The sequence below is a fragment of the Halomonas saccharevitans genome, from assembly GCF_900116405.1.
Lineage (GTDB): Bacteria > Pseudomonadota > Gammaproteobacteria > Pseudomonadales > Halomonadaceae > Halomonas > Halomonas saccharevitans.
In genome coordinates this window covers 51,346-78,331 of sequence record NZ_FPAQ01000009.1, presented here as the reverse complement: position 1 = coordinate 78,331, position 26,986 = coordinate 51,346, and the positions used below count along the sequence as shown (strand labels likewise).

The 26,986-nt window shown below is 63.7% G+C and carries 38 protein-coding genes; 35 read left to right on the top strand and 3 right to left on the bottom strand.

The window, feature by feature from the left end:
• Nucleotides 1-129 precede the first annotated feature (129 nt).
• From rpsG to rplQ, 31 genes are all read left to right on the top strand, one after another.
• Nucleotides 130-600, top strand: coding sequence for a 30S ribosomal protein S7 (rpsG, locus tag BM388_RS06195; protein WP_089848262.1), 471 nt, complete (start codon nucleotides 130-132; stop codon nucleotides 598-600).
• Between the two features lie 44 nt (nucleotides 601-644).
• Nucleotides 645-2,765 (top strand): elongation factor G, encoded by a 2,121-nt coding sequence (gene fusA / locus BM388_RS06190; RefSeq protein WP_089848260.1) that lies wholly within the window; start codon nucleotides 645-647, stop codon nucleotides 2,763-2,765.
• Nucleotides 2,766-2,794: 29 nt separating this feature from the next.
• On the top strand, nucleotides 2,795-3,988 hold the full coding sequence (gene tuf / locus BM388_RS06185; RefSeq protein ID WP_089848258.1) for an elongation factor Tu: 1,194 nt from the start codon (nucleotides 2,795-2,797) through the stop codon (nucleotides 3,986-3,988).
• A gap of 163 nt (nucleotides 3,989-4,151) precedes the next feature.
• Nucleotides 4,152-4,463 (top strand): 30S ribosomal protein S10, encoded by a 312-nt coding sequence (rpsJ, locus tag BM388_RS06180; protein ID WP_089848256.1) that lies wholly within the window; start codon nucleotides 4,152-4,154, stop codon nucleotides 4,461-4,463.
• Between the two features lie 157 nt (nucleotides 4,464-4,620).
• The gene (gene rplC, locus BM388_RS06175) at nucleotides 4,621-5,259 is read left to right on the top strand and encodes a 50S ribosomal protein L3 (protein WP_089848254.1); all 639 of its coding nucleotides are present in this window, start codon (nucleotides 4,621-4,623) and stop codon (nucleotides 5,257-5,259) included.
• A 14-nt stretch (nucleotides 5,260-5,273) separates the two neighbouring features.
• Nucleotides 5,274-5,882, top strand: coding sequence for a 50S ribosomal protein L4 (gene rplD, locus BM388_RS06170; RefSeq protein ID WP_089848252.1), 609 nt, complete (start codon nucleotides 5,274-5,276; stop codon nucleotides 5,880-5,882).
• Nucleotides 5,879-6,175: a 50S ribosomal protein L23 gene (gene rplW / locus BM388_RS06165; protein WP_040183135.1), complete on the top strand. Its 297-nt coding sequence runs from the start codon at nucleotides 5,879-5,881 to the stop codon at nucleotides 6,173-6,175. The genes rplD and rplW overlap by 4 nt, the downstream gene beginning before the upstream one ends.
• Nucleotides 6,176-6,192: 17 nt before the next feature.
• Complete coding sequence (gene rplB / locus BM388_RS06160) at nucleotides 6,193-7,023, top strand: 50S ribosomal protein L2 (protein WP_089848250.1); 831 nt, start codon at nucleotides 6,193-6,195, stop codon at nucleotides 7,021-7,023.
• A gap of 33 nt (nucleotides 7,024-7,056) precedes the next feature.
• A complete protein-coding gene (rpsS, locus tag BM388_RS06155) occupies nucleotides 7,057-7,332 on the top strand; it encodes a 30S ribosomal protein S19 (RefSeq protein WP_040183133.1) in 276 nt (91 codons plus the stop codon).
• An 18-nt stretch (nucleotides 7,333-7,350) separates the two neighbouring features.
• Nucleotides 7,351-7,683, top strand: a complete 333-nt coding sequence (gene rplV / locus BM388_RS06150; RefSeq protein ID WP_089848247.1) for a 50S ribosomal protein L22 — start codon at nucleotides 7,351-7,353, stop codon at nucleotides 7,681-7,683.
• 11 nt (nucleotides 7,684-7,694) lie between these two features.
• Complete coding sequence (gene rpsC, locus BM388_RS06145) at nucleotides 7,695-8,393, top strand: 30S ribosomal protein S3 (RefSeq protein WP_089848246.1); 699 nt, start codon at nucleotides 7,695-7,697, stop codon at nucleotides 8,391-8,393.
• A gap of 15 nt (nucleotides 8,394-8,408) precedes the next feature.
• Nucleotides 8,409-8,822, top strand: coding sequence for a 50S ribosomal protein L16 (rplP, locus tag BM388_RS06140; protein ID WP_089848245.1), 414 nt, complete (start codon nucleotides 8,409-8,411; stop codon nucleotides 8,820-8,822).
• Nucleotides 8,822-9,013, top strand: coding sequence for a 50S ribosomal protein L29 (gene rpmC / locus BM388_RS06135; RefSeq protein ID WP_040183129.1), 192 nt, complete (start codon nucleotides 8,822-8,824; stop codon nucleotides 9,011-9,013). The genes rplP and rpmC overlap by 1 nt, the downstream gene beginning before the upstream one ends.
• Before the next feature lies 1 nt (nucleotide 9,014).
• Nucleotides 9,015-9,275, top strand: a complete 261-nt coding sequence (gene rpsQ, locus BM388_RS06130) for a 30S ribosomal protein S17 (RefSeq protein ID WP_071943809.1) — start codon at nucleotides 9,015-9,017, stop codon at nucleotides 9,273-9,275.
• Between the two features lie 52 nt (nucleotides 9,276-9,327).
• On the top strand, nucleotides 9,328-9,699 hold the full coding sequence (gene rplN / locus BM388_RS06125) for a 50S ribosomal protein L14 (RefSeq protein ID WP_089848244.1): 372 nt from the start codon (nucleotides 9,328-9,330) through the stop codon (nucleotides 9,697-9,699).
• Between the two features lie 14 nt (nucleotides 9,700-9,713).
• Nucleotides 9,714-10,028, top strand: a complete 315-nt coding sequence (gene rplX / locus BM388_RS06120; protein ID WP_089848243.1) for a 50S ribosomal protein L24 — start codon at nucleotides 9,714-9,716, stop codon at nucleotides 10,026-10,028.
• Nucleotides 10,029-10,046: 18 nt separating this feature from the next.
• Entirely contained in the window at nucleotides 10,047-10,586 is a 540-nt protein-coding gene (gene rplE, locus BM388_RS06115) for a 50S ribosomal protein L5 (protein WP_089848242.1), read from the top strand.
• A 10-nt stretch (nucleotides 10,587-10,596) separates the two neighbouring features.
• Nucleotides 10,597-10,902: a 30S ribosomal protein S14 gene (rpsN, locus tag BM388_RS06110; RefSeq protein WP_089848241.1), complete on the top strand. Its 306-nt coding sequence runs from the start codon at nucleotides 10,597-10,599 to the stop codon at nucleotides 10,900-10,902.
• A gap of 32 nt (nucleotides 10,903-10,934) precedes the next feature.
• Nucleotides 10,935-11,327 (top strand): 30S ribosomal protein S8, encoded by a 393-nt coding sequence (gene rpsH, locus BM388_RS06105; protein ID WP_089848240.1) that lies wholly within the window; start codon nucleotides 10,935-10,937, stop codon nucleotides 11,325-11,327.
• A gap of 9 nt (nucleotides 11,328-11,336) precedes the next feature.
• Complete coding sequence (gene rplF / locus BM388_RS06100) at nucleotides 11,337-11,867, top strand: 50S ribosomal protein L6 (RefSeq protein ID WP_089848239.1); 531 nt, start codon at nucleotides 11,337-11,339, stop codon at nucleotides 11,865-11,867.
• Nucleotides 11,868-11,876: 9 nt separating this feature from the next.
• Nucleotides 11,877-12,227 (top strand): 50S ribosomal protein L18, encoded by a 351-nt coding sequence (gene rplR, locus BM388_RS06095; protein WP_089848238.1) that lies wholly within the window; start codon nucleotides 11,877-11,879, stop codon nucleotides 12,225-12,227.
• An 11-nt stretch (nucleotides 12,228-12,238) separates the two neighbouring features.
• Entirely contained in the window at nucleotides 12,239-12,739 is a 501-nt protein-coding gene (rpsE, locus tag BM388_RS06090) for a 30S ribosomal protein S5 (RefSeq protein ID WP_089848236.1), read from the top strand.
• A 5-nt stretch (nucleotides 12,740-12,744) separates the two neighbouring features.
• On the top strand, nucleotides 12,745-12,927 hold the full coding sequence (rpmD, locus tag BM388_RS06085; RefSeq protein ID WP_089848235.1) for a 50S ribosomal protein L30: 183 nt from the start codon (nucleotides 12,745-12,747) through the stop codon (nucleotides 12,925-12,927).
• Between the two features lie 3 nt (nucleotides 12,928-12,930).
• On the top strand, nucleotides 12,931-13,365 hold the full coding sequence (rplO, locus tag BM388_RS06080) for a 50S ribosomal protein L15 (protein WP_089848229.1): 435 nt from the start codon (nucleotides 12,931-12,933) through the stop codon (nucleotides 13,363-13,365).
• Nucleotides 13,366-14,697, top strand: a complete 1,332-nt coding sequence (gene secY / locus BM388_RS06075) for a preprotein translocase subunit SecY (RefSeq protein ID WP_089848228.1) — start codon at nucleotides 13,366-13,368, stop codon at nucleotides 14,695-14,697.
• Between the two features lie 29 nt (nucleotides 14,698-14,726).
• Nucleotides 14,727-14,840, top strand: coding sequence for a 50S ribosomal protein L36 (gene rpmJ / locus BM388_RS06070; protein WP_008959154.1), 114 nt, complete (start codon nucleotides 14,727-14,729; stop codon nucleotides 14,838-14,840).
• A 124-nt stretch (nucleotides 14,841-14,964) separates the two neighbouring features.
• Entirely contained in the window at nucleotides 14,965-15,321 is a 357-nt protein-coding gene (rpsM, locus tag BM388_RS06065) for a 30S ribosomal protein S13 (protein ID WP_089848226.1), read from the top strand.
• Nucleotides 15,322-15,360: 39 nt separating this feature from the next.
• Nucleotides 15,361-15,747 (top strand): 30S ribosomal protein S11, encoded by a 387-nt coding sequence (gene rpsK, locus BM388_RS06060; protein WP_013331014.1) that lies wholly within the window; start codon nucleotides 15,361-15,363, stop codon nucleotides 15,745-15,747.
• A gap of 12 nt (nucleotides 15,748-15,759) precedes the next feature.
• A complete protein-coding gene (gene rpsD, locus BM388_RS06055; RefSeq protein ID WP_089848224.1) occupies nucleotides 15,760-16,380 on the top strand; it encodes a 30S ribosomal protein S4 in 621 nt (206 codons plus the stop codon).
• Nucleotides 16,381-16,463: 83 nt separating this feature from the next.
• Nucleotides 16,464-17,462: a DNA-directed RNA polymerase subunit alpha gene (locus BM388_RS06050; RefSeq protein WP_089848217.1), complete on the top strand. Its 999-nt coding sequence runs from the start codon at nucleotides 16,464-16,466 to the stop codon at nucleotides 17,460-17,462.
• A 39-nt stretch (nucleotides 17,463-17,501) separates the two neighbouring features.
• Complete coding sequence (gene rplQ / locus BM388_RS06045) at nucleotides 17,502-17,885, top strand: 50S ribosomal protein L17 (protein ID WP_089848215.1); 384 nt, start codon at nucleotides 17,502-17,504, stop codon at nucleotides 17,883-17,885.
• Between the two features lie 142 nt (nucleotides 17,886-18,027).
• Here rplQ and uvrA read toward each other — a convergent pair whose 3' ends face one another.
• Nucleotides 18,028-20,883 (bottom strand): excinuclease ABC subunit UvrA, encoded by a 2,856-nt coding sequence (uvrA, locus tag BM388_RS06040; protein WP_089848214.1) that lies wholly within the window; start codon nucleotides 20,881-20,883, stop codon nucleotides 18,028-18,030.
• A gap of 160 nt (nucleotides 20,884-21,043) precedes the next feature.
• On the opposite strand from uvrA, the gene BM388_RS06035 reads away from it, so the two are divergent.
• The 4 genes from BM388_RS06035 to BM388_RS06020 all read left to right on the top strand — a co-directional run bounded on the left by BM388_RS06035 (nucleotide 21,044) and on the right by BM388_RS06020 (nucleotide 24,809).
• On the top strand, nucleotides 21,044-22,438 hold the full coding sequence (locus BM388_RS06035) for an MFS transporter (RefSeq protein ID WP_089848213.1): 1,395 nt from the start codon (nucleotides 21,044-21,046) through the stop codon (nucleotides 22,436-22,438).
• 80 nt (nucleotides 22,439-22,518) lie between these two features.
• Nucleotides 22,519-23,160, top strand: coding sequence for a single-stranded DNA-binding protein (gene ssb, locus BM388_RS06030; RefSeq protein ID WP_089848212.1), 642 nt, complete (start codon nucleotides 22,519-22,521; stop codon nucleotides 23,158-23,160).
• A 24-nt stretch (nucleotides 23,161-23,184) separates the two neighbouring features.
• Nucleotides 23,185-24,060, top strand: a complete 876-nt coding sequence (locus BM388_RS06025) for a sugar nucleotide-binding protein (protein ID WP_089848210.1) — start codon at nucleotides 23,185-23,187, stop codon at nucleotides 24,058-24,060.
• On the top strand, nucleotides 24,057-24,809 hold the full coding sequence (locus BM388_RS06020; RefSeq protein WP_089848208.1) for a lysophospholipid acyltransferase family protein: 753 nt from the start codon (nucleotides 24,057-24,059) through the stop codon (nucleotides 24,807-24,809). Before BM388_RS06025 ends, BM388_RS06020 begins: the two co-directional genes overlap by 4 nt.
• 138 nt (nucleotides 24,810-24,947) lie before the next feature.
• Here the strand turns inward: BM388_RS06020 and fabB are convergent, their stop codons facing one another.
• Both fabB and fabA read right to left on the bottom strand, forming a co-directional pair.
• Nucleotides 24,948-26,165 (bottom strand): beta-ketoacyl-ACP synthase I, encoded by a 1,218-nt coding sequence (gene fabB, locus BM388_RS06015; protein ID WP_089848206.1) that lies wholly within the window; start codon nucleotides 26,163-26,165, stop codon nucleotides 24,948-24,950.
• 13 nt (nucleotides 26,166-26,178) lie between these two features.
• Nucleotides 26,179-26,694, bottom strand: coding sequence for a 3-hydroxyacyl-[acyl-carrier-protein] dehydratase FabA (gene fabA / locus BM388_RS06010; RefSeq protein ID WP_089848204.1), 516 nt, complete (start codon nucleotides 26,692-26,694; stop codon nucleotides 26,179-26,181).
• Nucleotides 26,695-26,986 lie beyond the last annotated feature (292 nt).

Genomic DNA, 26,986 nt, shown 5'->3' with positions numbered 1-26,986 from the left:
GGCCTCGCACGCAGCAGTTACACTAAATTGACCACGGTCTGATAAGAGTAAGGTCGAGCACGGTCTATCGCATGGCGAGAGATCGCGCGTCTCGGGTTTACCTGAAGGATCCTTTGATGAGGGCTTATCATGCCTAGAAGAAGAGTTGCGGCTAAGCGCGAGATCCTGCCGGATCCCAAGTTCGGAAGTGAGCGCCTGGCGAAGTTCATGAACCACCTGATGATCAGCGGCAAGAAGTCCGTAGCTGAGCGCATCGTCTACGGTGCGCTGGACAGGGTTGCCGAGCGTAGCAAGGAAGAGCCGCTGGAGATCTTCGACAAGGCGCTGGAAACCATCCAGCCGATGGTCGAGGTCAAGTCCCGCCGCGTCGGCGGCGCGACCTATCAGGTGCCCGTGGAAGTTCGCCCCTCGCGCCGTCAGGCTCTGGCCATGCGCTGGCTGGTCGACGCGGCCCGTCGCCGTGGCGAGAAGACCATGGTGCAGCGCCTCGCTGGTGAGATGCTCGATGCCGCCGAAGGCAAGGGCTCGGCCGTCAAGAAGCGTGAAGACGTGCATCGTATGGCAGAAGCCAACAAGGCCTTCTCTCACTACCGCTTCTAAGTGCGTCGTCACCGACGCACCGCCAACCAACGGGGAGTTCCAACGTGGCTCGCAAGACTCCGCTAAATCGCTACCGCAACATCGGCATCGTTGCGCACGTAGACGCTGGCAAGACCACTACCACCGAACGCGTCCTGTTCTACACCGGCCTGTCTCACAAGGTCGGCGAGGTCCATGAGGGCGCAGCCACCATGGACTGGATGGAGCAGGAGCAGGAGCGTGGTATCACTATCACCTCCGCGGCGACCACCTGCTTCTGGCAGGGCATGAACAAGCAGTTCGATGAGCACCGCATCAACATCATCGATACGCCGGGACACGTCGACTTCACCATCGAGGTCGAGCGTTCCCTGCGTGTGCTCGACGGCGCTGTGGTGGTGCTGTGTGGCTCCTCGGGCGTTCAGCCGCAGACCGAGACCGTCTGGCGTCAGGCCAACAAGTACGAAGTCCCGCGCATGGTGTTCGTCAACAAGATGGACCGTACCGGCGCCGACTTCTTCATGGTGGTCGACCAGCTGAAGGAACGTCTCGGTGCCAACACCGTGCCGATCCAGATCAACTGGGGCACCGAAGACGAGTTCAAGGGCGTCATCGACCTCATTCAGATGAAGGCCATCCTGTGGGATGAGAACAACTTCGGGATGAACTACGATCTCGTCGATATCCCGGCTGAGCTCCAGGAGACCGCCGAGAAGTTCCGCGAGGAGATGGTCGAGTCGGCCGCCGAGGCCTCCGAAGAGCTGATGGACAAGTACCTCGAAGAGGGCGACCTGTCCGTCGAGGAGATCAAGGCCGGTCTGCGTCGTCGTACCCTCGACAACGAGATCGTCCTGGTTACCTGCGGCTCCGCGTTCAAGAACAAGGGCGTGCAGGCCGTGCTGGATGGCGTCATCGAGTACATGCCGTCGCCCACCGAGGTCAAGGCCATCGAGGGCGAGCTGGACGACAAGGACGGCACCATCGCCACCCGCGAGGCTGACGACAAGGCGCCGTTCTCCGCCCTGGCCTTCAAGATCGCCACCGACCCCTTCGTCGGCACCCTGACCTTCATCCGCGTCTACTCGGGCGTGCTGAAGTCTGGCGACAGCGTCTACAACTCCGTCAAGCAGAAGAAGGAGCGCGTCGGTCGTATCGTCCAGATGCACGCCAACTCTCGCGAGGAGATCAAGGAAGTGCTGGCCGGCGACATCGCCGCCTGCATCGGCCTGAAGGACGTTACCACCGGCGACACCCTGTGTGATCTGACCGACAAGATCGTGCTCGAGCGCATGGAGTTCCCGGATCCGGTCATCTCGGTGGCCGTCGAGCCGAAGTCCAAGCCCGACCAGGAAAAGATGGGTATCGCCCTGGGCAAACTGGCTCAGGAGGACCCCTCCTTCCAGGTGCGCACCGATGAGGAGACAGGCCAGACCATCATCTCCGGCATGGGTGAGCTCCACCTGGATATCCTCGTCGACCGCATGCGTCGCGAGTTCAAGGTCGATGCTAACATCGGCAAGCCGCAGGTGGCCTACCGCGAGACCATTCGCGGCAAGGTCGAGCAGGAAGGCAAGTTCGTCCGCCAGTCCGGTGGTCGCGGCCAGTTCGGTCACGTGTACCTGCGTATCGAACCGCTCACCGCCGAGGACAAGGGCGAAGACGAAGAGATGCACTTCAAGTTCGTCTCTGAGATCGTTGGCGGCGTGGTTCCGAAGGAATACGTTCCGGCCGTCGAGAAAGGGGCCTACGAGCAGCTGAAGAACGGTGTCATCGCGGGCTACCCGATGATTGACGTCAAGGTCACGCTGTTCGACGGTTCCTACCATGACGTGGACTCGAACGAGACCGCGTTCAAGGTTGCCTCTTCCATGGCCGTCAAGGAAGGTGCCAGGAAGGCCAAGGCCGTGCTCCTCGAGCCGGTGATGAAGGTCGAGGTCGTGACCCCCGAGGACTTCATGGGTGACGTCATGGGCGATCTGAATCGCCGTCGTGGCCTCGTCCAGGGCATGGATGACACTGCCATGGGCAAGATCATCCGAGCCACGGTACCTCTGGCTGAGATGTTCGGTTATGCGACCGATCTTCGCTCTCAGACCCAGGGCCGCGCAAGCTACGTCATGGAGTTTGCGGATTACGAAGAGGCGCCGTCCAGCGTCGTTGAAGCCGTCATCAACCAGAACGGTTAACCGTTAGCTAACGTAAAGAGGTTATAGCAGTGGCTAAGGCAAAATTTGAACGTTCCAAACCGCATATCAACGTCGGTACCATCGGTCACGTCGACCACGGCAAGACCACCCTGACTGCGGCCCTGACTCGCGTTTCTGCCGAGGTGTTCGGCGGTGACTGGAGCGAGTTCGACGCCATCGACAACGCCCCGGAAGAGCGTGAGCGTGGTATCACCATCGCCACCTCTCACGTGGAGTATCAGTCCGAGACGCGTCACTACGCGCACGTCGACTGCCCGGGTCACGCCGACTACGTGAAGAACATGATCACCGGTGCCGCCCAGATGGACGGCGCTATCCTGGTCTGTTCCGCTGCCGACGGCCCGATGCCGCAGACTCGCGAGCACATCCTGCTGTCTCGCCAGGTTGGCGTTCCGTTCATCGTCGTGTTCCTGAACAAGGCTGACATGGTCGATGACGAGGAGCTCCTGGAGCTGGTCGAGATGGAAGTTCGTGAACTCCTCGACGAGTACGACTTCCCGGGCGACGACACCCCGATCATCACCGGTTCCGCCCTGATGGCCCTGGAAGGCAAGGACGACAACGGCATGGGTACCACCGCCGTCGCCAACCTGATCAAGGCCCTGGACGAGTACATTCCGGAGCCGGAGCGTGCCATCGACCAGCCGTTCCTGATGCCGATCGAGGACGTCTTCTCCATCTCTGGCCGCGGCACCGTGGTCACCGGCCGCGTTGAGCGCGGCGTGGTCAAGGCTGGCGAAGAAGTCGAGATCGTCGGTATCAAGGACACCGTCAAGACCGTCGTGACCGGCGTCGAGATGTTCCGCAAGCTGCTCGACGAAGGTCGTGCCGGTGAGAACGTCGGCGCGCTGCTGCGCGGCACCAAGCGTGACGACGTCGAGCGTGGCCAAGTCCTGGCCAAGCCGGGCACCATCACCCCGCACACCAAGTTCGAGGCTGAGGTGTACGTGCTGTCCAAGGACGAAGGTGGTCGTCACACCCCGTTCTTCAAGGGCTACCGTCCGCAGTTCTACTTCCGTACCACCGACATCACCGGTACCTGTGAGCTGCCGGAAGGCGTCGAGATGGTCATGCCGGGCGACAACGTCAAGATGGTCGTCAGCCTGATCGCTCCGATCGCCATGGACGACGGCCTGCGCTTCGCCATCCGCGAAGGCGGTCGTACCGTCGGCGCCGGCGTCGTGGCCAAGATCGTCGAGTAAGCGCTTCGCCGCTTGATCGATCGAAGGGGGCTCCGCCAGGAGCCCCCTTTCTGCGCACCGGAAGTGAGTGTTTGACTCTCACTGTCGGCGTGCATATAATGCGCATCCTTTGAATGCGTGGGTTGACGGCTCGCGCCGTCAGAATCCATTGGAGTTAGGGCAAATGCAGAACCAGAAGATTCGCATTAGGTTGAAGGCCTTCGACCATCGCCTGATCGACCAGTCCGCCGCGGAGATCGTAGATACCGCCAAGCGTACCGGCGCCCAGGTCCGTGGTCCGATTCCTCTGCCGACCAATCGCGAGCGTTATACCGTGCTGGTGTCTCCGCACGTCAACAAGGACGCGCGCGATCAGTACGAGATTCGTACTCACAAGCGGGTGCTCGATATCGTCGAGCCCACTGAAAAGACCGTTGATGCCCTGATGAAGCTCGACCTCGCCGCCGGCGTTGACGTGCAGATCAAGCTCGACTGATACCTCACTAGACACTCGCGGCCCAGCGTTCGCCCTCTCATCAGGAAGGTGTTCAGCAGCCGCCGCGCCGGGATGGCGCCACACAACGTGCTAGTGGAATGCTCTGGAAAGGGCAGCCATAGCGGGTGATAGCCCCGTACACTATAGGAGACTGAGAATGACTATCGGTTTAGTCGGTAGGAAGGCCGGTATGACCCGCGTCTTCACCGAAGACGGTGCATCCGTGCCCGTAACCGTGATCGAGGTTGAACCTAACCGTGTGACTCGCGTGAAGTCCGTCGAGTCCGATGGCTACGCCGCGGTCCAGGTGACAACCGGCTCCCGCAAGGCCAAGCATCTGTCGAAAGCCCAAGCCGGGCAGTTCGCCAAGGCAGGTGTCGAGGCCGGTCGTTCGCTGATGGAGTTCCGCCTGGCAGCAGGTGACGAAGCTCCGGAAGTGGGCGGCGAACTCACCGTATCCCTCTTCGAAGCTGGTCAGATGATCGACGTGACCGGCACCTCCAAGGGCAAGGGCTTCCAGGGCGCCGTCAAGCGCTGGAACTTCCGCACCCAGGACAACAGCCACGGTAACTCCCTGGCCCACCGCGCACCGGGTTCCATCGGCATGTGTCAGACGCCGGGCCGCGTGTTCAAGGGCAAGAAGATGGCCGGACAGATGGGCAATGCCCGCTGCACCGTCCAGAGCCTGGAAGTGGTCCGTGTCGACGCCGAACGCAATCTTCTGCTGATCAAGGGTGCCGTGCCTGGCGCCACCGGCAGTGATGTCATCGTGCGCAGCGCCGTCAAAGCAGGCTGAAGGGGAACTTACCGATGAATCTGAATCTTGCAGGTGCAGGCGCCGGTGCTGTCGAAGTAGCCGATGCCACCTTTGGCAAAGAATTCAATGAGGCTCTGGTGCACCAGGTTGTCACTGCCTATCTGGCCGGTGGTCGCCAGGGTACTCGCGCCCAGAAGAATCGTTCCGACGTGCGTGGCGGCGGCAAGAAGCCGTGGCGCCAGAAGGGCACCGGTCGTGCCCGTGCCGGTACCATCCGCTCGCCGATCTGGCGTGCCGGTGGTGTGACCTTTGCGGCGCGTCCCCAGGACCATTCCCAGAAGGTCAACCGCAAGATGTACCGTGCGGCCATGCGTTCGATTCTCTCCGAGCTGGTCCGTCAGGAACGTCTGGTGGCCGTCGATGCCTTCGCCGTCGAGGCGCCCAAGACCAAGCAGCTGGTCGCCAAGCTCGAGGAGCTGGGTCTGGAGAAGGTGCTGATCGTCACCGAAGAGGTCGACGAGAATCTGTACCTCGCCGCCCGCAACATCCCGAACGTGGATGTGGTGGACGTCGCCGCCGCTGATCCGGTGAGCCTGGTCGCCTTCGACAAGGTGCTGGTCACCGTCTCCGCTCTGCGTAAATTCGAGGAGAAGCTGGCATGAACCAGGAACGTGTATTCAAGGTTCTGCTCGGTCCGCACGTGACCGAGAAGGCCGCCATGGCCGCCGAGCGCAACCAGTACGTGTTCAAGGTGGCAAGCGACGCGACCAAGCCCGAGATCAAGGCTGCCGTGCAGGAGCTGTTCGGCAAGAAGGTCGACCGTGTTCAGGTGCTGAACATGAAGGGCAAGACCAAGCGCACTGCGCAGGGTCTGGGTCAGCGCAAGGGTTATCGCAAGGCGTACGTGACACTAGCCGCCGGCGAGACGCTTGAAGACTTCTCTGGCGCCGAATAAGGGCAGGAGTACGGATCATGGCAATCGTCAAGACTAAACCCACATCCGCCGGTCGTCGCCACGTCGTCAAGATCGTTGGTGAGGAACTGCACAAGGGCCGCGCGTACGCGCCGCTGCTCGAGAAGCAGTCCAAGTCCGGTGGCCGTAACAACTACGGTCGCATCACCACCCGCCACGTGGGCGGTGGTCATCGTCATCACTATCGGATCGTCGATTTCAAGCGCGCCAAGGATGGCATTCCGGCCATCGTCGAGCGCCTGGAGCACGACCCGAACCGTAGCGCCCACATCGCGCTGCTGAAGTACATGGACGGCGAGCGTCGCTACATCATCGCCCCGCGTGGCGTGAGTGCCGGCGACCGTCTCGAGTCCGGCGTCAACGCGCCCATCAAGAAGGGCAACGCGCTGCCGCTGCGCAACGTCCCGCTGGGTTCCACCGTGCACTGCATCGAGCTGAAGCCCGGCAAGGGCGCACAGATCGCTCGCAGCGCCGGTACCAGCGCCCAGCTGGTGGCTCGCGAAGGCAACTACGCCACCCTGCGTCTGCGCTCCGGCGAGATGCGCAAGGTGCTGGCCGAGTGCCGCGCGACCCTGGGCGAAGTGAGCAACTCTGAGCACAGCCTGCGTCAACTTGGCAAGGCCGGTGCGAAGCGCTGGAGAGGCGTGCGTCCGACCGTTCGCGGCGTGGCCATGAACCCGGTGGATCACCCGCACGGCGGCGGCGAAGGCCGCAGCAGCGGTGGTCGTCACCCGGTGTCTCCGTGGGGTATCCCCACCAAGGGCCACAAGACCCGCAAGAACAAGCGCACCGACAAGCTGATCGTCCGTCGCCGCAAGGCCCGGAAATAAGATCCAACGCCAAGACATTAAGAGGTAACGGCTGTGCCACGTTCACTGAAGAAAGGTCCTTTTATTGACCTTCATCTGTTGAAGAAGGTTGAGACTGCAGTGGAGAAGAGCGACCGCAAACCGATCAAGACCTGGTCGCGTCGCTCCATGATCCTGCCCAACATGGTCGGGCTCACCATTGCTGTCCATAACGGTCGCCAACACGTCCCGGTGCACGTCTCCGAGGAAATGGTTGGCCACAAGCTGGGCGAATTCGCTGCTACCCGCCTTTATCGCGGCCATGCGGCGGACAAGAAAGCCAAACGGTAAGCCAGAGAGGATTGAGAGATGGAAGTCACAGCAAAGCTGCGTGGCGCTCGTTTATCCGCCCAGAAGGCCCGTTTGGTGGCTGACCAGGTGCGCGATAAGCCGGTCGCCGAGGCGCTCGACCTGCTGACCTTCTCCCCGAAGAAGGCAGCCAAGCTGGTCAAGAAGGTGCTGCAGTCCGCCATCGCGAATGCGGAAGAAAACAACGGCATGGATATCGACGAGCTGCGTGTCTCGACCATCTGCGTCGATGAGGGCATGACGCTCAAGCGCATCCGTCCGCGCGCCAAGGGCCGTGCGGATCGCATTCTGAAGCGCACTTGCCACATCACCGTCAAGGTAGCCGAGAAGTAGGAGTCGACCAGATGGGTCAGAAAGTCAATCCAACAGGCATTCGCCTGGGTATCGTCAAAGACCATACCTCGGTGTGGTATGCCGAGCGCGGCGCTTATGCCGACAAGCTGAACAGCGATCTCGAAGTGCGTCGCTTCCTGGAGGAGCGTCTGAAGAACGCCTCCGTGAGCAAGATCACCATCGAGCGTCCGGCCAACAACGCCCGCATCACCATTCACACCGCCCGTCCGGGCATCGTGATCGGTAAGAAGGGCGAGGACGTCGACCGTCTGCGTCGTGACGTCACTCAGATGATGGGCGTGCCCGTGCACGTCAACATCGAGGAAGTCCGCAAGCCGGAACTCGACGCCCAGCTCGTCGCGCAGAACATCGCCGGCCAGCTCGAGCGCCGCGTGATGTTCCGTCGTGCCATGAAGCGTGCCGTACAGAACGCCATGCGTCTGGGCGCCGGCGGCATCAAGGTGCAGCTCTCCGGTCGCCTCGGCGGCGCGGAAATCGCCCGCACCGAGTGGTACCGCGAAGGTCGCGTCCCGCTGCACACGCTGCGCGCGGACATCGACTACGCCACCTACGAAGCCAAGACCACCTACGGCATCATCGGTGTCAAGGTTTGGGTCTTCAAGGGTGAAATCCTCGGGGGCATCGAGGAGGTTCGTGCCAAGGCGAAGCAGCCGCAGGCCGCACCCTCCAAGAAGAAAGGTTCCAGGTAAGGGGAGAGCGAGTCGATGTTACAACCTAAGCGTATGAAGTTCCGCAAGATGCAGAAGGGCCGCAACCGTGGCCTGGCGCATCGCGGAAGCAAGGTGAGCTTCGGCGAGTATGGCCTCAAGGCCACTGGCCGGGGCCGTGTCACCGCCCGTCAGATCGAAGCCGGCCGTCGTGCCATTACGCGTCACGTCAAGCGTGGCGGTAAGATCTGGATCCGTGTCTTCCCCGACAAGCCGATTTCCAAGAAGCCGCTGGAAGTCCGCATGGGTAAGGGTAAGGGCTCCGTCGAGTACTGGGTCGCTCAGATCCAGCCGGGTCGGGTCCTGTACGAGATCGAAGGCGTTTCCGAGGAGCTGGCTCGCGAGGCATTCGACCTGGCCGCCCAGAAGTTCCCGGTCTCCACCACCTTTGTGAAACGGACGGTGATGTGATGAAAGCCCAGGAAATTCGTGAAAAGTCAGCAGAGCAGCTCCAGGAGCAGCTTTTCGAACTCCTCCGCGAGCAGTTCAACCTGCGCATGCAGAAGGCCACCGGTCAGCTGAGCCAGACTCATCTGCTCAAGCAGGTTCGTCGGGATATCGCCCGCGTGAAGACTGTGCTCAACGAGAAGGCAGGTGACTGAGATGGTCGAAGAGAAGAAAGCCCGTACGCTCACCGGCAAGGTGGTGAGCGACAAGATGGACAAGTCCATCGTTGTCATGATCGAGCGTCGTGAGCGCCACCCGATCTACGGCAAATATGTCAAGCGCTCCACCAAGCTGCACGCCCACGACGAGTCGAACCAGGCCAAGGCCGGCGACACGGTTTCCATTCAGGAGTGCCGTCCGCTGTCGAAGAACAAGTCCTGGACCCTGATCGAAGTCGTCGAACAGGCCAAGGGTTGATCGGCTCACGCCGGTTAATCCAGTGCAGTCAGATTAGGTTTGGAGAAAACCGATGATTCAGACTCAGACAATGCTGGATGTCGCCGACAACAGCGGAGCGCGCCGGGTGCAGTGCATCAAGGTGCTGGGCGGTTCTCACCGCCGCTACGCGCACGTCGGCGACGTCATCAAGGTCACGGTGAAGGAAGCCATTCCGCGTGGCAAGGTCAAGAAGGGCCAGGTCCTCAAAGCGGTGGTGGTTCGCACCCGTAGTGGCGTCCGTCGTAACGACGGTTCGCTGATCCGCTTCGATGGAAATGCGGCTGTGTTGTTGAACAACACCAACGATCAGCCGATCGGTACCCGTATCTTCGGGCCGGTGACGCGTGAGCTTCGCAACGAGAAGTTCATGAAGATCATTTCCTTGGCGCCTGAAGTGCTGTAAGGAGCGAGGCGGATATGCAAAAGATCAAACGTGACGATGAAGTCATCGTCATCGCCGGCAAGGACAAGGGCAAGCGTGGCACCGTGAAGCGGGTTCTCGAAAACCGTTTCGTGGTGTCCGGTGTGAACATGATCAAGCGTCACACCAAGCCCAACCCGATGGCGGGCAACCAGGGCGGTATCGTCGAGCGCGAGGCATCGATTCACGCGTCCAACGTGGCCATCTTCAACCAGGAGACCGGCAAGGCGGATCGCGTCGGCTTCCAGGTTCAGGAAGACGGTACCAAGGTACGTATCTACAAGTCGACGCAGTCGCAGATCGACGGCTAACGCGAGTCGGATAGCAAAATGGCGAACTTGAAAGAACGTTATCAGAACGAGGTGGTGGCTAAACTCCAAGAGCAGTTCAGCTACGCCAACGTGATGCAGGTACCCCGGGTCACCAAGGTGACCCTGAACATGGGGATCGGCGAGGCGACCAGCGACAAGAAGCTGATCGACAACGCCATCGGCGACCTGGAGAAGCTCTCCGGTCAGAAGCCGCTGGTGACCAAGGCACGCAAGTCCATCGCGGGCTTCAAGGTGCGCGAAGGCTGGCCGATCGGGATCAAGGTGACCCTGCGCTCCGAGCGCATGTGGGACTTCCTCGATCGCCTGGTGAACATCGCGATCCCCCGCGTGCGTGACTTCCGTGGTCTCAACCCGAAGTCCTTCGACGGTCGTGGCAACTACTCCATGGGGGTGCGTGAGCAGATCATCTTCCCGGAGATCGAGTATGATAAGATCGATCGGATCCGTGGTCTGGATGTCACCATCACCACCACCGCCAACACCGATGAAGAAGGTCGTGCGCTGCTCGGCGCGCTGAACTTCCCGTTCAAGAAATAAGGGTGGGATCATGGCAAAGAAAAGCATGGTAGAGCGTGAGGCGAAGCGCACCAAGCTGGTGGCGAAATATGCCGCCAAGCGCGCTGAGCTCAAGGCGCTTATCCAGGACGTGAACGCTTCTGACGAAGAGCGCTTCGACGCGCAGCTCAAGCTGCAGCAGTTGCCGCGTGACTCCAGCCCGGTGCGCCAGCGCAACCGCTGCCGTATCACCGGCCGTCCGCACGGCTACTACAACAAGTTCGGCCTCGGCCGCAACAAGCTGCGTGAAGCCGCCATGCGTGGCGATGTGCCCGGACTCAAGAAGTCCAGCTGGTAACGCCACGTAGAATCATCAGGAGCGCAACGTAAATGAGCATGCAAGACACTCTGGCGGATATGTTCACCCGTATCCGCAATGCGCAGATGGCCACCAAGGAGACGGTTTCCATGCCGTCCTCCAAGCTGAAGGTCGAGGTGGCCCGCGTGCTGAAGGAAGAGGGCTACATCGGCGATTTCGCCGTCAGCGAGTCCGCCAAGCCCGAACTGACCGTGACCCTCAAGTACTTCGAGGGTAAGCCGGTCATCGAGCACCTGCAGCGGGTTTCCAAGCCGTCCCTGCGCCAGTACAAGGGCAAGGACGCGCTGCCGAAGGTCGCCGAAGGTCTGGGCGTCGCCATCGTCACTACCTCCAATGGGGTGATGACGGATCGCGCGGCTCGTCAGGCGGGTGTCGGTGGCGAAGTCATCTGCACCGTATTCTAGGAGTTTGGAATGTCCCGCGTAGCCAAATATCCGGTCAAACTGCCCGCAGGCGTCGAGATCAAGCTCGACGGTGACCAGCTGTCCGTCAAGGGCAGCCAGGGCACCCTGTCCATGACCGTTCACCACGATGTGGTGATCGGTCAGGAAGAGGGACAGCTGACCTTCCAGCCGAGCGAAAGCGCGAAGAGCTGGGCAATGGTCGGTACCACCCGTGCCCTGGTTCAGAACCTGGTCACCGGTGTCAGCGAGGGCTTTACCAAGACCCTCGAAATCATCGGCGTCGGTTATCGTGCCCAGGCCAAGGGCCAGACGCTCAATCTTACACTGGGCTTCTCGCACCCGGTCGACTACACCCTGCCTGAAGGTGTCACGGCGGAAACGCCGAAGAACACCGTCATCGTGCTGAAGAGCGCGGACAAGCAGGCCCTCGGCCAGTGTGCTGCGGAAATCCGCGCCTTCCGTCCGCCCGAGCCCTACAAGGGCAAGGGTGTCCGGTACGCCGACGAGCAGGTGCGTCGCAAAGAAGCCAAGAAGAAGTAAGGCAGGGTTATGAACGCGAAGAAAGAATCTCGTCTCCGTCGTGCCCGCCGTGCTCGCGCCAAGATCCGCGAGCTGGGCGTGTATCGCCTGTGCGTCAATCGTACCCCCCGCCACATCTACGCGCAGATCATCTCGCCGGATGGTGGCAAGGTCCTCGCCAGCGCTTCCACGCTGGACAAGGCCCTGCGCGAGGGTGCGACCGGCAACGCCGACGCCGCCTCCAAAGTGGGCGCGCTGATTGCCGAACGTGCCAAGCAGGCTGGCATCACCCAGGTGGCTTTCGATCGTGCCGGCTTCAAGTACCACGGTCGTGTGAAGGCCTTGGCTGACGCCGCTCGTGAAGGCGGCCTGGAATTCTAAAGGGTTTTACGATGGCGAAGAACGAACAGCAAAACGGCGATCTGCAGGAAAAGCTCGTGCAGATCAACCGTGTCGCCAAGGTGGTCAAGGGTGGCCGAATCTTCGGTTTCACCGCCCTGACCGTCGTGGGTGACGGTAACGGTCGTGTGGGCTTCGGCCGCGGCAAGGCACGTGAAGTGCCGGTCGCGATCCAGAAGGCCATGGACCAGGCGCGCCGCAACATGGTCAAGGTGAACCTCACCGGTGGCACCCTGCAGTACCCGGTCAAGGCCCGTCACGGCGCCTCCAAGGTGTACATGCAGCCGGCCTCCGACGGTACCGGGATCATCGCCGGCGGTGCCATGCGCTCCGTGCTCGAGCTGGCTGGCGTGCATAACGTCCTGGCCAAGTGCTACGGCTCCACCAACCCGGTGAACGTGGTGCGGGCGACCGTTAACGGTCTGGCCTCCCTGCAGTCGCCGGAAGACGTAGCCGCCAAGCGCGGTCTGCCTGTCGAAGCGATCACGGGGTAAACACCATGTCAGCAACGATCAAGGTTACCCAGAACCGCAGCACCATCGGCGTACTGGCCAAGCACAAGGCCACCATGAAGGGCCTCGGCCTGCGTCGCATCGGTCACACGGTTGAGCTGGAAGACACCCCTGCCGTGCGCGGCATGATCCACAAGGTCAACTACCTTGTGCGTGTTGAGGGAGAGTAATCCATGAAACTCAATAGCCTGAGCCCGGCACCGGGCTCCAAGCACGCCGAGAAGCGCGTCGGTCGTGGCATCGGCTCCGGTCTGGGCAAGACCGGTGGCCGTGGCCACAAGGGCCTGAAGTCGCGCAGCGGCGGCAGCGTGAAGCCCGGTTTCGAGGGCGGTCAGATGCCGCTGCAGCGGCGCCTGCCGAAGTTCGGCTTCACCTCCGCGAAGTCGCTGGTTTCCGAGGAAGTCCGCCTGGCCGAACTGGCCCGGGTCGCGGGTGACGACGTCACCCTGGACACCCTCAAGGAAGCCAACGTGCTCAAGGATGCCACCAAGCATGCCAAGGTGATCCTTTCCGGCGAACTGAACAAGGCGGTTGCGGTCCGCGGTCTCAAGGTCACCAAGGGTGCCCGTGCCGCGATCGAAGCCGCCGGCGGCAAGGTAGAGGACTAAATGGCTAAGTCAGGAAACATGCCGGCGATGGGTAGCGGTCTGGGTGAACTCTGGGCGCGTCTGCGCTTCGTGCTCCTCGCCATCGTGGTCTACCGTATCGGTGCCCACATCCCCGTTCCCGGTATCAATCCTGACCAGCTTGCTGCCTTGTTCAGGGAGCAGCAGGGCACCATCCTGGGCATGTTCAACATGTTCTCGGGCGGTGCCCTGGAGCGCATGAGTATCATGGCGCTGGGCATCATGCCCTACATCTCGGCGTCGATCATCATGCAGCTGATGACAGCGGTCTCGCCTCAGCTCGAGCAGCTGAAGAAGGAGGGTGAGGCCGGCCGTCGTAAGATCAGCCAGTACACCCGCTACGGTACGGTACTGCTGGCCCTGGTGCAGGCCACCGGCATGTCGGTGGGTCTCGCCAGCCAGGGGATCGCCTACTCGGCCGACTTCAGCTTCTACTTCACCGCCATCGTGACCTTCGTCACCGGGGCGGTGTTCCTGATGTGGCTGGGTGAGCAGATCACCGAGAAGGGTATCGGCAATGGTATCTCGCTGCTGATCTTCTCGGGGATCGTCGCCGGCCTTCCGGGCGCCGTGGGGCAGGCCTTCGAGCTGGCCCGCAACGAGGGTGCCTGGAACGTCCTGCCGCTGCTGGCCCTGACCGTGCTGGGCATCGCCACCGTGGCCTTCGTGGTGTTCATCGAGCGCGGCCAGCGTCGCCTCACCGTGAACTATCCGCGTCGCCAGGTAGGCAACAAGATGTATGCCGGCCAGAGCAGCTATCTGCCACTCAAGGTCAACATGGCGGGCGTGATTCCGGCGATCTTTGCCTCGAGCATCCTGCTGTTCCCAGCCTCGCTCGGACAGTGGGTCGGTGCCGGCGATGGCATGGAATGGCTGCAGAGCGCGTCCCAGGCCCTCGGTCCGGGACAGCCGCTCTACATCTTGCTTTTCGCCGCGGCGGTGGTATTCTTCTGCTTCTTTTACACAGCGCTGGTCTTCAACCCTAAGGATGTCGCTGACAACCTCAAGAAGTCAGGGGCCTTCCTGCCGGGCATCCGCCCCGGCGAGCAGACCGCTCGCTACATCGACAAGGTCATGACCCGCTTGACCCTGTTCGGCGCGCTTTACATCACTGCGGTTTCCCTGATGCCCCAGTTCCTGATCGTGGCCTGGAACGTGCCGTTCTTCTTCGGCGGCACTTCGCTGCTGATCGTGGTAGTGGTCATCATGGACTTCATGGCCCAGGTGCAGTCGCACCTCATGTCGAATCAGTACGAGTCGGTGATGAAGAAGTCCAACCTGAAAGGCTACGGTAGCGGCGGCATCATGCGCTGAGGCGCGCCGCTGGCGATTTGGAGAGAACGATGAAAGTTCGAGCTTCCGTGAAGAAAATGTGCCGCAACTGCAAGATCATTCGTCGCAATGGCGCCGTGCGCGTCATCTGCAGCGAGCCGCGGCACAAGCAGCGCCAGGGTTAATACCCGACGCTGCACTGAACCGGGTGCCGGCATGCCCCTTGTCCTCAGGCGAGGAAAGGGGTATGCTGTTGCGCCTTTTGTAGATGATTAATCGAGCAAGCCGCTCAAATTTCGGAGTAAGCTGATGGCCCGTATTGCAGGCGTCAATATCCCGGACAACAAGCATGCGGCGATCTCGCTGACCTATATCTTCGGGATTGGCCGTACTCGCGCGCAGGAGATCTGTGCCGCGACCGGCATCGCGCCGACCATCAAGATCCAGGAGCTGTCCAGTGAAGATCTGGATACCCTGCGCTCTGAAGTCGGCAAGTACACCGTGGAAGGTGACCTTCGTCGTGATGTGACGCTGAACATCAAGCGTCTCATGGACCTGGGTTGCTATCGTGGTCTGCGTCATCGTCGTGGTCTTCCGCTGCGTGGTCAGCGTACCAAGACCAATGCGCGTACCCGTAAGGGCCCGCGCAAGCCGATCCGCAAATAACACGCACGTTCTGGCGTAAAGACAGGAATAGACATCAACATGGCTAACCCGCGTAGCAACCGTAAAAAGGTTAAAAAGCAGGTCGTGGATGCCGTTGCGCATATCCATGCCTCTTTTAACAACACGATCATTACGATCACAGACCGCCAGGGCAACGCCCTTTCCTGGGCGACTGCCGGTGGTTCGGGTTTTCGTGGTTCTCGCAAGAGCACCCCGTTCGCTGCTCAAGTGGCAAGCGAACGTGCAGCGACCGCTGCAGCCGAGTATGGTGTGAAAAACGTCGACGTGCTGGTCAAGGGCCCCGGTCCTGGCCGTGAATCTGCCGTGCGCGCGCTCAATGCCGCCGGCTTCCGCGTGCAAAGCATCACCGACGCGACGCCCATTCCGCACAATGGCTGCCGTCCGCCGAAGAAACGCCGCGTTTAAGGAGACAGATTCATGGCTCGTTACATTGGACCGAAGTGCAAACTGTCTCGTCGTGAGGGGACCGATCTCTTCCTCAAGAGCGGTGTCACTCCCTTCGAGAAGAAGTGCAAATCCGAGCAGATTCCGGGTGTGCACGGCCAGCGCCGTCAGCGTCTTTCCGACTACGGCTTGCAGCTTCGCGAGAAGCAGAAAGTACGTCGCATGTACGGCGTACTCGAGAAGCAGTTCCGCAACTACTACAAGGAAGCGGCCCGTCTGAAGGGCGCGACCGGCGAGTTGTTGCTGCAGCTTCTCGAATCCCGACTGGATAACGTCGTCTACCGCATGGGCTTCGGCTCCACGCGCTCGGAGTCACGCCAGCTGGTCAGCCACAAGGCGATCTCCGTCAACGGCAAGACCGTCAACGTGGCGTCCTACCAGGTCAAGCCGGGTGACGTGGTCTCCGTCCGTGAGAAGGCGAAGAACCAGGCGCGCATCCAGACTTCCCTGGCCATCGCCGCCAACCGCGGCGACGTGGTGTGGGTCGAGACCGATGCCAAGAAGATGGAAGGCACTTTCAAGGCCCTGCCTGAACGCGGTGACCTGTCTGCCGACATCAACGAAAACCTGATCGTCGAGCTGTACTCCAAGTAAGCGGCGCCCGCGTCGTGTCGTCCCCGTCCGCGGGGGCGACCTGGAGTACCGACAATCCGTTTGGCAGCCTGATAGGTGTTCATATGCAGCGTTCAGTGACAGAGTTTCTCCGTCCTCGTGACATCAAGGTCGAAGAGATCAGCGCACACCACGCCAAGATCGTGCTCGAGCCTTTCGAGCGTGGCTTCGGCCACACGCTGGGGAATGCCCTGCGTCGCATCCTGCTCTCGTCCATGCCCGGCTGTGCCGTGGTGGAAGCCGAGATCACCGGCGTCGAGCATGAGTACAGCGCGATCGAGGGCGTCCAGGAAGATGTCATCGAAATCCTCCTGAACCTCAAGGACGTGGCGCTCCGGATGCATAGCCGCGACGAGGCAGTGCTCTCGCTGAACAAGCAGGGGCCGGCCGTCGTGACGGCAGGGGATATCGCGCTCGACCATGACGTCGAGATCGTCAACCCCGAGCATGTCATCGCCCACGTCAACGAGGGATCCGAGCTGAAGATGCAGCTCAAGGTCGCTCGCGGCCGCGGCTATGAGCCCGCGGACGCTCGTGGCGACGCCGACGACGAGTCCCGCGCCATCGGTCGCCTGCAGCTGGATGCTACCTTCAGCCCTGTGCGTCGGGTTTCCTACTCGGTCGAGGCCGCGCGCGTCGAACAGCGCACCGACCTCGATAAGCTGATCATCAACCTGGAAACCGACGGCACCCTGGATCCGGAAGAGGCGATCCGTCGCAGCGCTACCATCCTGCAAGAGCAGCTGGCCGCGTTCGTCGACCTGGAAGCCGACAAGGAACAGGAAGTGGTGGAGGAAGAGGATCATATCGATCCGATCCTGCTGCGCCCCGTAGACGATCTCGAGTTGACCGTTCGCAGCGCCAACTGCCTGAAGGCCGAGAACATCTACTACATCGGGGATCTGATCCAGCGCACCGAGGTGGAGCTGCTGAAGACCCCCAATCTCGGCAAGAAGTCCCTGAATGAGATCAAGGACGTGTTGGCCGCCCGCGGGCTTTCTCTGGGCATGCGGCTGGAAAACTGGCCGCCCGCTAGCCTGAAGGACGACAAGGCCTCCGCGTGAGCCTCGACTCGAGTCCCAGTTTGGTAAGGAATCACAACCATGCGTCATCGTAAGAGTGGTCGTCACCTGAATCGTACCAGCACGCATCGTCAGGCCATGTTCAAGAACATGTCTGTCTCGCTGGTCGAGCACGAAGTGATCAAGACAACCCTGCCCAAGGCCAAGGAGCTGCGTCGCGTCATCGAGCCGCTGATCACCCTGGCCAAGCAGGACAGCGTCGCCAACCGTCGTCTGGCCTTCAGCCGTACCCGCTCCAAGGAAACGGTCGGCAAGCTCTTCAACGAGCTGGGTCCGCGTTACGCCGAGCGTCCGGGCGGTTACGTCCGTATCCTCAAGTGCGGCTTCCGCACCGGCGACAACGCCCCCATGGCCTTCGTCGAACTGGTCGACCGTCCGGTCGTCGAGGAAGCCGCCGAGGAGTGATCCTCGACCGGTGACCTTTACGTCCCGAGACCCAAACCGGCTCCCCCAGGGAGCCGGTTTTTTATGCCTGACTTATGGCTGAGTAGCGGCAGGGGCCCGACGCGATAGCCTCAGATCGAGGCGGCCGCGCCGGGTCATGGGATCAGGCCGGGACGGTGTCGTCGCCGGCCTTGCTGCGTTCGAGCAGCGGCTTCAGGAAGCGTCCCGTGTGTGACGCCTCGTGGCGCGCCACCTGCTCCGGCGTGCCCTCGGCGACGATTCGCCCGCCGCCGGAGCCGCCCTCGGGGCCGAGGTCGATCAGCCAGTCCGCGGTCTTGATCACGTCCAGGTTGTGCTCGATCACCACGATGGTGTTGCCGTGATCGCGCAGGCGGTGCAGCACCGTGAGCAGCTGACGGATGTCCTCGAAGTGCAGGCCGGTGGTCGGCTCGTCGAGGATGTAGAGCGTCTTGCCGGTATCGCGCTTGGCCAGCTCCCGGGCCAGCTTGACCCGCTGGGCTTCGCCGCCGGAGAGCGTGGTGGCGCTCTGTCCCAGGCGGATGTAGGAGAGCCCGACGTCGAGCAGGGTCTGCAGGCGCCGCGCGATGGCCGGCACCGGCGAGAAGAACGCCAGCGCCTCCTCGACGGTCATCTCCAGCACCTCATGGATGCTCTTGCCCTTGTAGGCGATCTCCAGGGTCTCGCGGTTGTAGCGCTTGCCCTTGCAGACGTCGCAGGGCACATAGATATCCGGCAGAAAGTGCATCTCCACCTTGATCATGCCCTCGCCCTGGCACGCCTCGCAGCGACCGCCCTTGACGTTGAAGGAGAAGCGGCCGGGCTTGTAGCCCCGGGAGCGCGCCTCCTGGGTGCCGGCGAACAGCTCGCGGATCGGCGTGAAGATGCCGGTGTAGGTGGCCGGGTTCGAGCGCGGCGTGCGCCCGATGGGGCTCTGGTCGATGTCGATCACCTTGTCGAGATGCTCGAGGCCCTCGAGGCGATCGTGATCCGCCGGGCTCAGCGACGTGGCGCGATTGAGCTCGCGGGCGGCGATGGGCATCAGGGTGGCGTTGATCAGCGTCGACTTGCCGGAGCCCGAGACGCCGGTGATGCAGACGAAAAGCCCCAGCGGAAGCGTCAGGGTGACCTCCTGGAGGTTGTTGCCCCGCGCGCCGGAGAGGCGCACCACCTTCTCGGGATTGCCGGGAATGCGCCACGGCGGCACCTCGATACGCCGGCTGCCGCACAGGTACTGGCCGGTGAGCGAATCGGGCGTCGCCATGATGTCCTGGGGGGTGCCCTGGGCGACGATCTGCCCACCGTGGACGCCGGCTCCGGGGCCGATGTCGAGCACGTGGTCGGCGGCGCGGATGGCATCCTCGTCGTGCTCGACCACGATGACGGTGTTGCCCAGGTCGCGCAGCCGCTCCAGGGTCTGCAGCAGGCGGTCGTTGTCGCGCTGGTGCAGGCCGATGGAGGGTTCGTCGAGGATGTACATCACCCCGACCAGGCCGGCACCGATCTGGCTGGCCAGGCGGATGCGCTGGGCCTCGCCGCCGGAGAGCGTCTCGGCGCTGCGCTCGAGATTCAGGTAGTCGAGCCCGACGTTGACCAGGAACTCCAGGCGCGCGTGGATCTCGTTGACGATCTTCACGGCGATCTCGCCGCGTCGCCCCGGCAGGCTGAGCTGGCCGAAGTAGGCCAGCGCCTCGCCAATGGGCAGCCGGACGAGCTGCGGCAGGGTGTTGTCGTCGATGTAGACGTGCCGCGATTCGCGGCGCAGCCGCGAGCCGTGGCAGGTCGGGCAGGGCTGCACGGCGATGTGGCGGGCCAGATCCTCGCGCACCATGCTCGACTCAGTCTCGCGATAGCGGCGCTGCATGTTGGGCAGCACGCCCTCGAAAGGGTGCTCGCGGGTGACCTTGCGGCCGCGGTCGTTGACGTAGTGGAAGGCGATGTCGTCGCTGCCGCTGCCGTGGAGGATGACCTCGCGCTCATGGCGGGCCAGGTCCTGCCAGGGCGTCTCCAGGGTGAAGCGATAGTGGTCGGCGACGGCCTGCAGCTGGTTGAAGTAGTAGACGCTGCGCCGGTCCCAGCCCTTGATCACGCCCTCGGCCAGGGAGAGTTCGGGGTGGCTGATCAGCTTGTCGGGATCGAAGAACTGCTGCACTCCCAGGCCGTCGCAGGTCGGGCAGGCGCCGGCGGGGTTGTTGAAGGAGAACATGCGCGGCTCGAGCTCGGCGATGGAGTAGCCGCATACCGGGCAGGCGAAGCGTGCCGAGAAGGCCAGGTCCTCCGCTTCGCCGTCCATGAAGTGAATCATGGCGGTGCCGTCGGCGAGGTTGAGTGCGGTCTCGAAGGATTCCGCCAGGCGCTGCTGGAGCCCCTCGCGGACCTTGATACGGTCGACCACCACGCTGATGTCGTGCTTCTTGTTCTTGTCTAGCGGGGCGATGTCGTCGAGCTCCAGCACCTGGCCGTCGACCATGGCGCGGACGAAGCCCTGGGCGCGCAGTTCTGCCAGCAGCTGCAGGTGTTCGCCCTTGCGCCCCTTGACCACCGGGGCCAGCAGCATCAGTTTGCTGCCCTCGGGCAGGGTCAGCACCTGGTCGACCATCTGCGACACGGTCTGCGCCTCGAGGTCCTCGCCGTGCTCGGGGCAGCGCGGCGTGCCGGCCCGGGCGAACAGCAGGCGCAGGTAGTCGTAGATCTCGGTGATGGTGCCCACGGTGGAGCGCGGGTTGTGGGAGGTGGACTTCTGCTCGATGGAGATCGCCGGCGACAGCCCCTCGATGTGATCGACGTCGGGCTTCTCCATCATCGACAGGAACTGGCGCGCGTAGGTGGAGAGGGACTCCACGTAGCGGCGCTGGCCCTCGGCATAGAGGGTGTCGAAGGCCAGCGACGACTTGCCCGAACCGGAAAGCCCGGTGACCACGATCAGCCTGTCGCGGGGCAGTTCGACGTCGATGTTCTTCAGGTTGTGGGTGCGCGCACCCCTGACCAGAATTGTGTCCATTCGCACCTCGCCGGACGCGGCAAAACCTCGATTATACGGGGCGGGCCGCACCGGCGGCAAAGCGCCGCCGTCCTCGGCTTTCCCTGGGGGGTGGCGAGCCGCTAGAATATGCGGTCCATCTCCGGGCCCCCAGGGTCCGCCCACGGAAGTTCTAATCGCTATGCGAAAGGTCTCAGGACTGCTGTTAGCCACCGAGCGTCGAGCCATCACCGGGCTGGCCGGGCTCTACGCCACGCGCATGCTCGGGCTGTTCATGGTGCTGCCGGTGCTGGCCCTGTATGCCGACGACCTCGCGGGGGCCACGCCGCTGCTGGTCGGCCTGGCGCTGGGCATCTACGGCCTCACCCAGGCGGTGCTGCAGATCCCCTTCGGGCTGCTCTCCGACCGCCTGGGGCGCAAGCCGGTGATCGCCGTCGGGCTGCTGCTGTTCATGCTCGGCAGCCTGGTGGCCGCCCAGGCCGACTCCATCGGCGTGGTGATCCTGGGGCGCTGCCTGCAGGGCAGCGGTGCCGTGGCCGCGGCCATCATGGCGCTGCTCGCCGACCAGACCCGCGAGGAGGTACGCACCGCCGCCATGGCCACCATCGGGCTCTCCATCGGCGTGGCCTTCGCCGTGGCCATGGTGCTGGGGCCCTGGATCGCCGCGGATTATGGTCTGTCGGGCGTCTTCTGGTTCACCGCCGCCCTGGGGCTGCTGGGCATGGCGGTACTGTGGAAGCTGGTGCCGCCGGCGCCGCGTCGCGTGCGTCACCGCGACGTCGGCATGGACCGCGAGCAGCTACGCAGCATCCTGGCGCGCAGTGATCTGTGGCGCATGGATCTCTCGATCTTCGCGCTGCACCTGGTGCTGATGGCGATCTTCGTCGCCGTGCCCTTCCGGCTGGTAGAGGCGGGGATCGCCGTCGAGCAGCACGGCCTGACCTATCTCGGCGTCATGCTGCTGGCCTTCGTGGCCATGGTGCCGCTGGTGATCGTCGCCGAGAAACAGCGCCGCATGAAGGCCATGTGTCTCTCCGCGATCACCGGCATCACCCTGAGCCTGTTCGGGCTGGCGGGCCTCGGCGAGGGGATCTGGGCGCTGTTCGGCTGGCTGCTGCTGTTCTTCATCGCCTTCAACCTGCTCGAGGCGACCCTGCCCTCGATGCTCAGCAAGCTGGCCCCGGCCGGCGCCAAGGGCACCGCCATGGGCGTCTACTCCACCAGCCAGTTCCTCGGCGCCTTCCTCGGTGGGGTGCTCGGCGGCTGGCTCGCCCAGCAGTGGGGGCTCTCCGCGGTCTTCATCGGCTGCGGCCTGCTGGGCCTGGCCTGGCTGGCGGCGATGGCCGGCATGACACCTCCCCGCCATCTCTCCAGCGAGGTGGTGGCGCTCGACGACAACGAACAGGATGACGCCCTGGAGACGCTGATGGCGCGCTTCGCCGACGTGGCCGGGGTGGAGGACGTGCTGGTCGTTCCCGAGGAGCGCCTGGCCTATCTGAAGGTCGACCGGCAGCGCCTCGACGAGCAGGCCCTGGCGCGCCTCACCGGCTCCGGTAATCCCCACAGCGGCGCTTGAGCCGCGTATGATCCGGGAAGGGCGCCCTGGGTGCCGCTCGATCGCCGTATAACGCATTTCATGACAGCAAGGAGTTCCCCATGGCCCGTGGCATCAACAAGGTCATCCTCATCGGCAACCTCGGCCAGGACCCGGAAGTGCGCTTCACGCCCTCCGGCACTGCCGTGGCCAACCTCAACCTGGCCACCAGCGACACCTGGATGGACAAGCAGAGCGGCCAGCGCCAGGAGCGCACCGAGTGGCACCGGATCGTGCTGTTCAACAAGACCGCCGAGATCGCCCAGCAGTACCTCAAGAAGGGCAGCAAGGTCTACATCGAGGGCCGCCTGCAGACCCGCAAGTGGCAGGACCAGAACGGCCAGGACAAGTACAGCACCGAGATCGTCGCCAACGACATGCAGATGCTCGACGGTCGCGGTGACGGCGGCCAGGGCGGCGGCTTCGGCGGCGGCCAGCAGGGCGGCGGTCGACCCCCGCAGCAGGGCGGTCAGTACGGCGGTGGTCAGCCCCCGCAGCAGGGCGGTCAGTACGGCGGCGGCCAGCCCCCCCAGCAGGGTGGCAATTTCGGCGGCGGTCAGCAGCCGCCTCAGCAGGGCGGCCAGTACGGTGGCGGTCAGCCCCAGCGTCCGGCCCCGCAGCCGGCACCGCCCCAGCAGGGCGGCAACTACGGCGCTCCGGATCCGGGCAGCTTCGATGATTTCGACGACGAGATCCCGTTCTAAGCGAGCGTTAGCCGAGGAGATGTCGTGAAGCTGCTGATTCTGGAGGCCGGCCACTGCCTGAGCCTGGCGATGGCCCGCGAGGCCAACCGGCGCAGCGATACCGAGCTCACCATCGAGCCGGCGTTGCAGACCACGCCGACGCGGCTCGAGACGCTGCGCCCGGATGCGCTGGTGATCCCGCCGCTGTCGCGGCCGCTCAGCGCCGAGCCGGCGGCCGTCACGGCCCACGCCGAGGCGGTCGAGGCCTGCATGGAGACCTGTCGCGAGGCGGGCATCCCGCTGGTGTGGTGCGTCTCCGACCAGCTCTACGAGGACGGCTTCGACGTTCCCATCGACGAGCACGTGATCCCCGAGCCCCGGGACGACGGCCTGCGGCGGCTGGTGCGCACCGGTGATCGGATCCGCGCCGAGCTGCCGCACCATCTGATCGTGCGTCTGGGGCCGCTGTTCGCCCTGGAGGGCAGTCATGCCTGGCTCGGCGAGCTGCTCGATACCTTCATCGAGGGCGGTGAGGTGCGCGCCGAGTCCGACGTGATCTTCTGCCCGACCTCGGCGGATGCCGTGGCCATGGCGCTGATCGGCATGCTCCAGCAGCAGCACTGCGGCGCCGACGCCTGGGGCAGCTATCACCTGGCCGGCACCGAGCCGGTGAGCGCCTTCACCTTCGTCTCGATGGTGCGCACCCAGCTCGATACGCGCCTCGAGGGGCGCGGCGAGCGGGTCGCGCTGGGCAACGCCAAGGCGCTCAAGCATCACCACGACCAGCCGCTGCGCCGGGTGCTGAACTGCCGGCGGGTGCTGGACGTGTTCGGCGTCCATCAAAAGCCCTGGCGCCTGGAGGTCGGCCGCATGCTGGATGCCTGGTGCCTGGTCAGGGCCGAGGAGTCCACGCCGCAATGAATGTGATCCGCAGCCTGATCTTCTATGTCGGCTATGTCCTGGCCATGCTGGTCTGCGGGGTGCTCTTCCTGCCCCCGGCCCCCTTCCTGCCGCTGCAGTCCCGCTACCGGCTGCTCAACCTCTACAACCACTTCATCATCGCCTGGTTCCGCCTGATCTGCGGCGTGCGCTATGAGTTTCGCGGCCATGAGCGCCTGCCGGACGGCCCCTGCGTGATCCTCTCCAACCATCAGTCCGAGTGGGAGACGGTCTACCTTCAGCTGCTGCATCCGCCGGTCTGCACGGTACTCAAGCGCGAGCTTTTGAACATCCCGATCTTCGGCTGGGCGCTGCGCCTGCTGCACCCCATCGCCCTGGACCGCTCGCGACCGGCCAGAGCGATGAAGCAAGTACTCACTCAGGGCAAGGCGCGCCTCGAGTCGGGGCTCTCGGTGCTGATCTTCCCCGAGGGCACCCGGGTTTCGCCGGGGACGCGCGTGCGCTACAACAAGAGCGGCGCGGTGATCGCCTGTCGCGCCGGGATGCCGGTGGTGCCGGTGGCCCACAACGCCGGAGAGCGCTGGCCGGGTCGTCACTGGGTCAAGAAGCCGGGACGGCTGACCCTGGAGGTCGGTCCGCCGATCGAGACCGAGGGGCGCACGGCGGAAGAGGTGATGGCCGAGGCGGAGGCCTGGATCGAGGCGCGCCTGGCCGAGATCTCCGAGGTGCCGCGGCCCGAGACGGCCGAGCCGGTGAAGCGCCCGGCCTGAGCCGGTCTCGACCCCTCGTGGCCAATGCAAGCATGGTCAACGCAAGAAGGCGCCCCTCGGGGCGCCTTCTTGCGTTCTTGCGTTCTTGCGTCGATCGATGTGTCGCGCTGGATCAGTGACTGAGATCAGTCGCTGAGTTCAGTCCTTGAACTTCTCCAGCACCAGGCAGGCGTTGGTGCCGCCGAAGCCGAAGCTGTTGGACAGCACGCGATCGACCGTCACGCCATCGCGGCGCTCGGTAACGATGTCGAAGCCGGCCGCCTGCTCGTCCAGGTGCTCGATGTTGGCCGAGGCGGTGATGAAGTCGTTCTCCATCATCAGCAGCGAGTAGATCGCCTCCTGCACGCCGGTGGCGCCCAGCGAGTGACCGGTCAGCGACTTGGTCGAGCTCATCGCCGGCGTCCGGTCGCCGAACACCTCGCGGATCGCCTTCAGCTCCGCGACATCGCCCACCGGGGTGGAGGTGCCGTGGGTGTTGACGTAGTCGATGTCGCCGTCGACCGTGGCCATGGCCTGGCGCATGCAGCGCGCCGCGCCCTCGCCGGACGGGGCGACCATATCGTGGCCGTCGGAGGTGGCACCGTAGCCGACGACCTCGGCGTAGATCTTGGCACCACGGGCGCGGGCGTGCTCCAGGTCCTCGAGCACCAGCATGCCGCCGCCGCCGGCGATGACGAAGCCGTCGCGGGCCTGGTCATAGGGGCGCGAGGCCTTGTCCGGCGTCTCGTTGTAGTGGGTCGACAGTGCGCCCATGGCATCGAAGAGGCAGGACAGGGTCCAGTGCTCTTCCTCGCCGCCGCCGGCGAACACCACGTCCTGCTTGCCCAGCTGGATCTGCTCGACGGCACTGCCGATGCAGTGGGCCGAGGTAGCGCAGGCCGAGGAGATCGAGTAGTTGACGCCCTTGATCTTGAACGGCGTTGCCAGGCAGGCCGAGACGGTGCTGCCCATGGTGCGGGTGACCCGATAGGGACCCACGCGGCGCAGGCCCTTCTCACGCATGACGTCGGCGGCTTCGACCTGGTTGGCGCTGGATGCGCCGCCGGAGCCGGCGATCAGGCCGGTGCGCTCGCTGGAGACCTGTTCCGGCGTGAGGCCGGCATCCTCGATGGCCTGAGCCATGGAGACGTAGGCGTAGGCCGCGGCATCGCCCATGAAGCGGCGCAGCTTGCGGTCGATCAGGGCGTCCAGGTCGATGTCGACGCTGCCGGCTACCTGGCTGCGGAAGCCGCGCTCGGCATACTCTTCCTTGAAGCGAATGCCCGAGCGCCCGTTCCTGAGCGCCTCCAGAACCTGCTGTGCGTCGTTGCCCAGGCAGGACACGATGCCCAGGCCGGTGACTACCACTCGTCGCATGGGAGCCTCCTGTTCAGAAATTCGCGGTGGAGGTGAACAGGCCGACGCGGAGGTCGTTGGCCTGATAGATGTCGCGGCCGTCGACGCACACGGTGCCGTCGGCAATGCCCAGGATCAAACGCCGGGTGATGATGCGTTTGATATTGATGCGGTAGGTGACTTTCTCGGCCTCGGGCAGGATCTGGCCGGAGAACTTGACCTCGCCGCAGCCCAGGGCGCGGCCGCGACCGGGGTGGCCGAGCCAACCCAGGTAGAAGCCGACCAGCTGCCACATGGCGTCCAGGCCCAGACAGCCGGGCATCACCGGGTCACCGGGGAAGTGGCAGTCGAAGAACCACAGGTCGGGGCGGATATCCAGCTCGGCGATCAACTCGCCCTTGCCGTGATCCCCGCCTTCCTCGTGGATGTGCATGATGCGATCGAGCATCAGCATGTTGGGGGCCGGCAATTGCGCATTGCCCGGACCGAACAGCTCGCCGCGCGAGCAGGCCAGCAGTTCTTCGCGATCAAAGGAGTGTTGCTTGGTCACTGAATCGTTCCGAGTGTCGGGATCATGGTCTGCCGAAAGCGGCCTGGAGCCGCCGGGCGGCTGTGCCTAGTCTACTGTCCACACTCGATGAATGCACGCCGAGCGGGTCGCCAGGCCGCTCTCGAGCCAGAGGCGTTGCCACGCGCGGCCGACCTTGCAGCGAGACGCGCGGCGCTAGCTCGTGCGGACGAGGCGCGTGGCGATCGCCGCCGGCCCGGGAAAATCGCTCGTCGAGGAGGGGTTCAGCTCCCGCCAGGACGGCCGATAACCCTTTCACAGCCCCGGTGCGTGC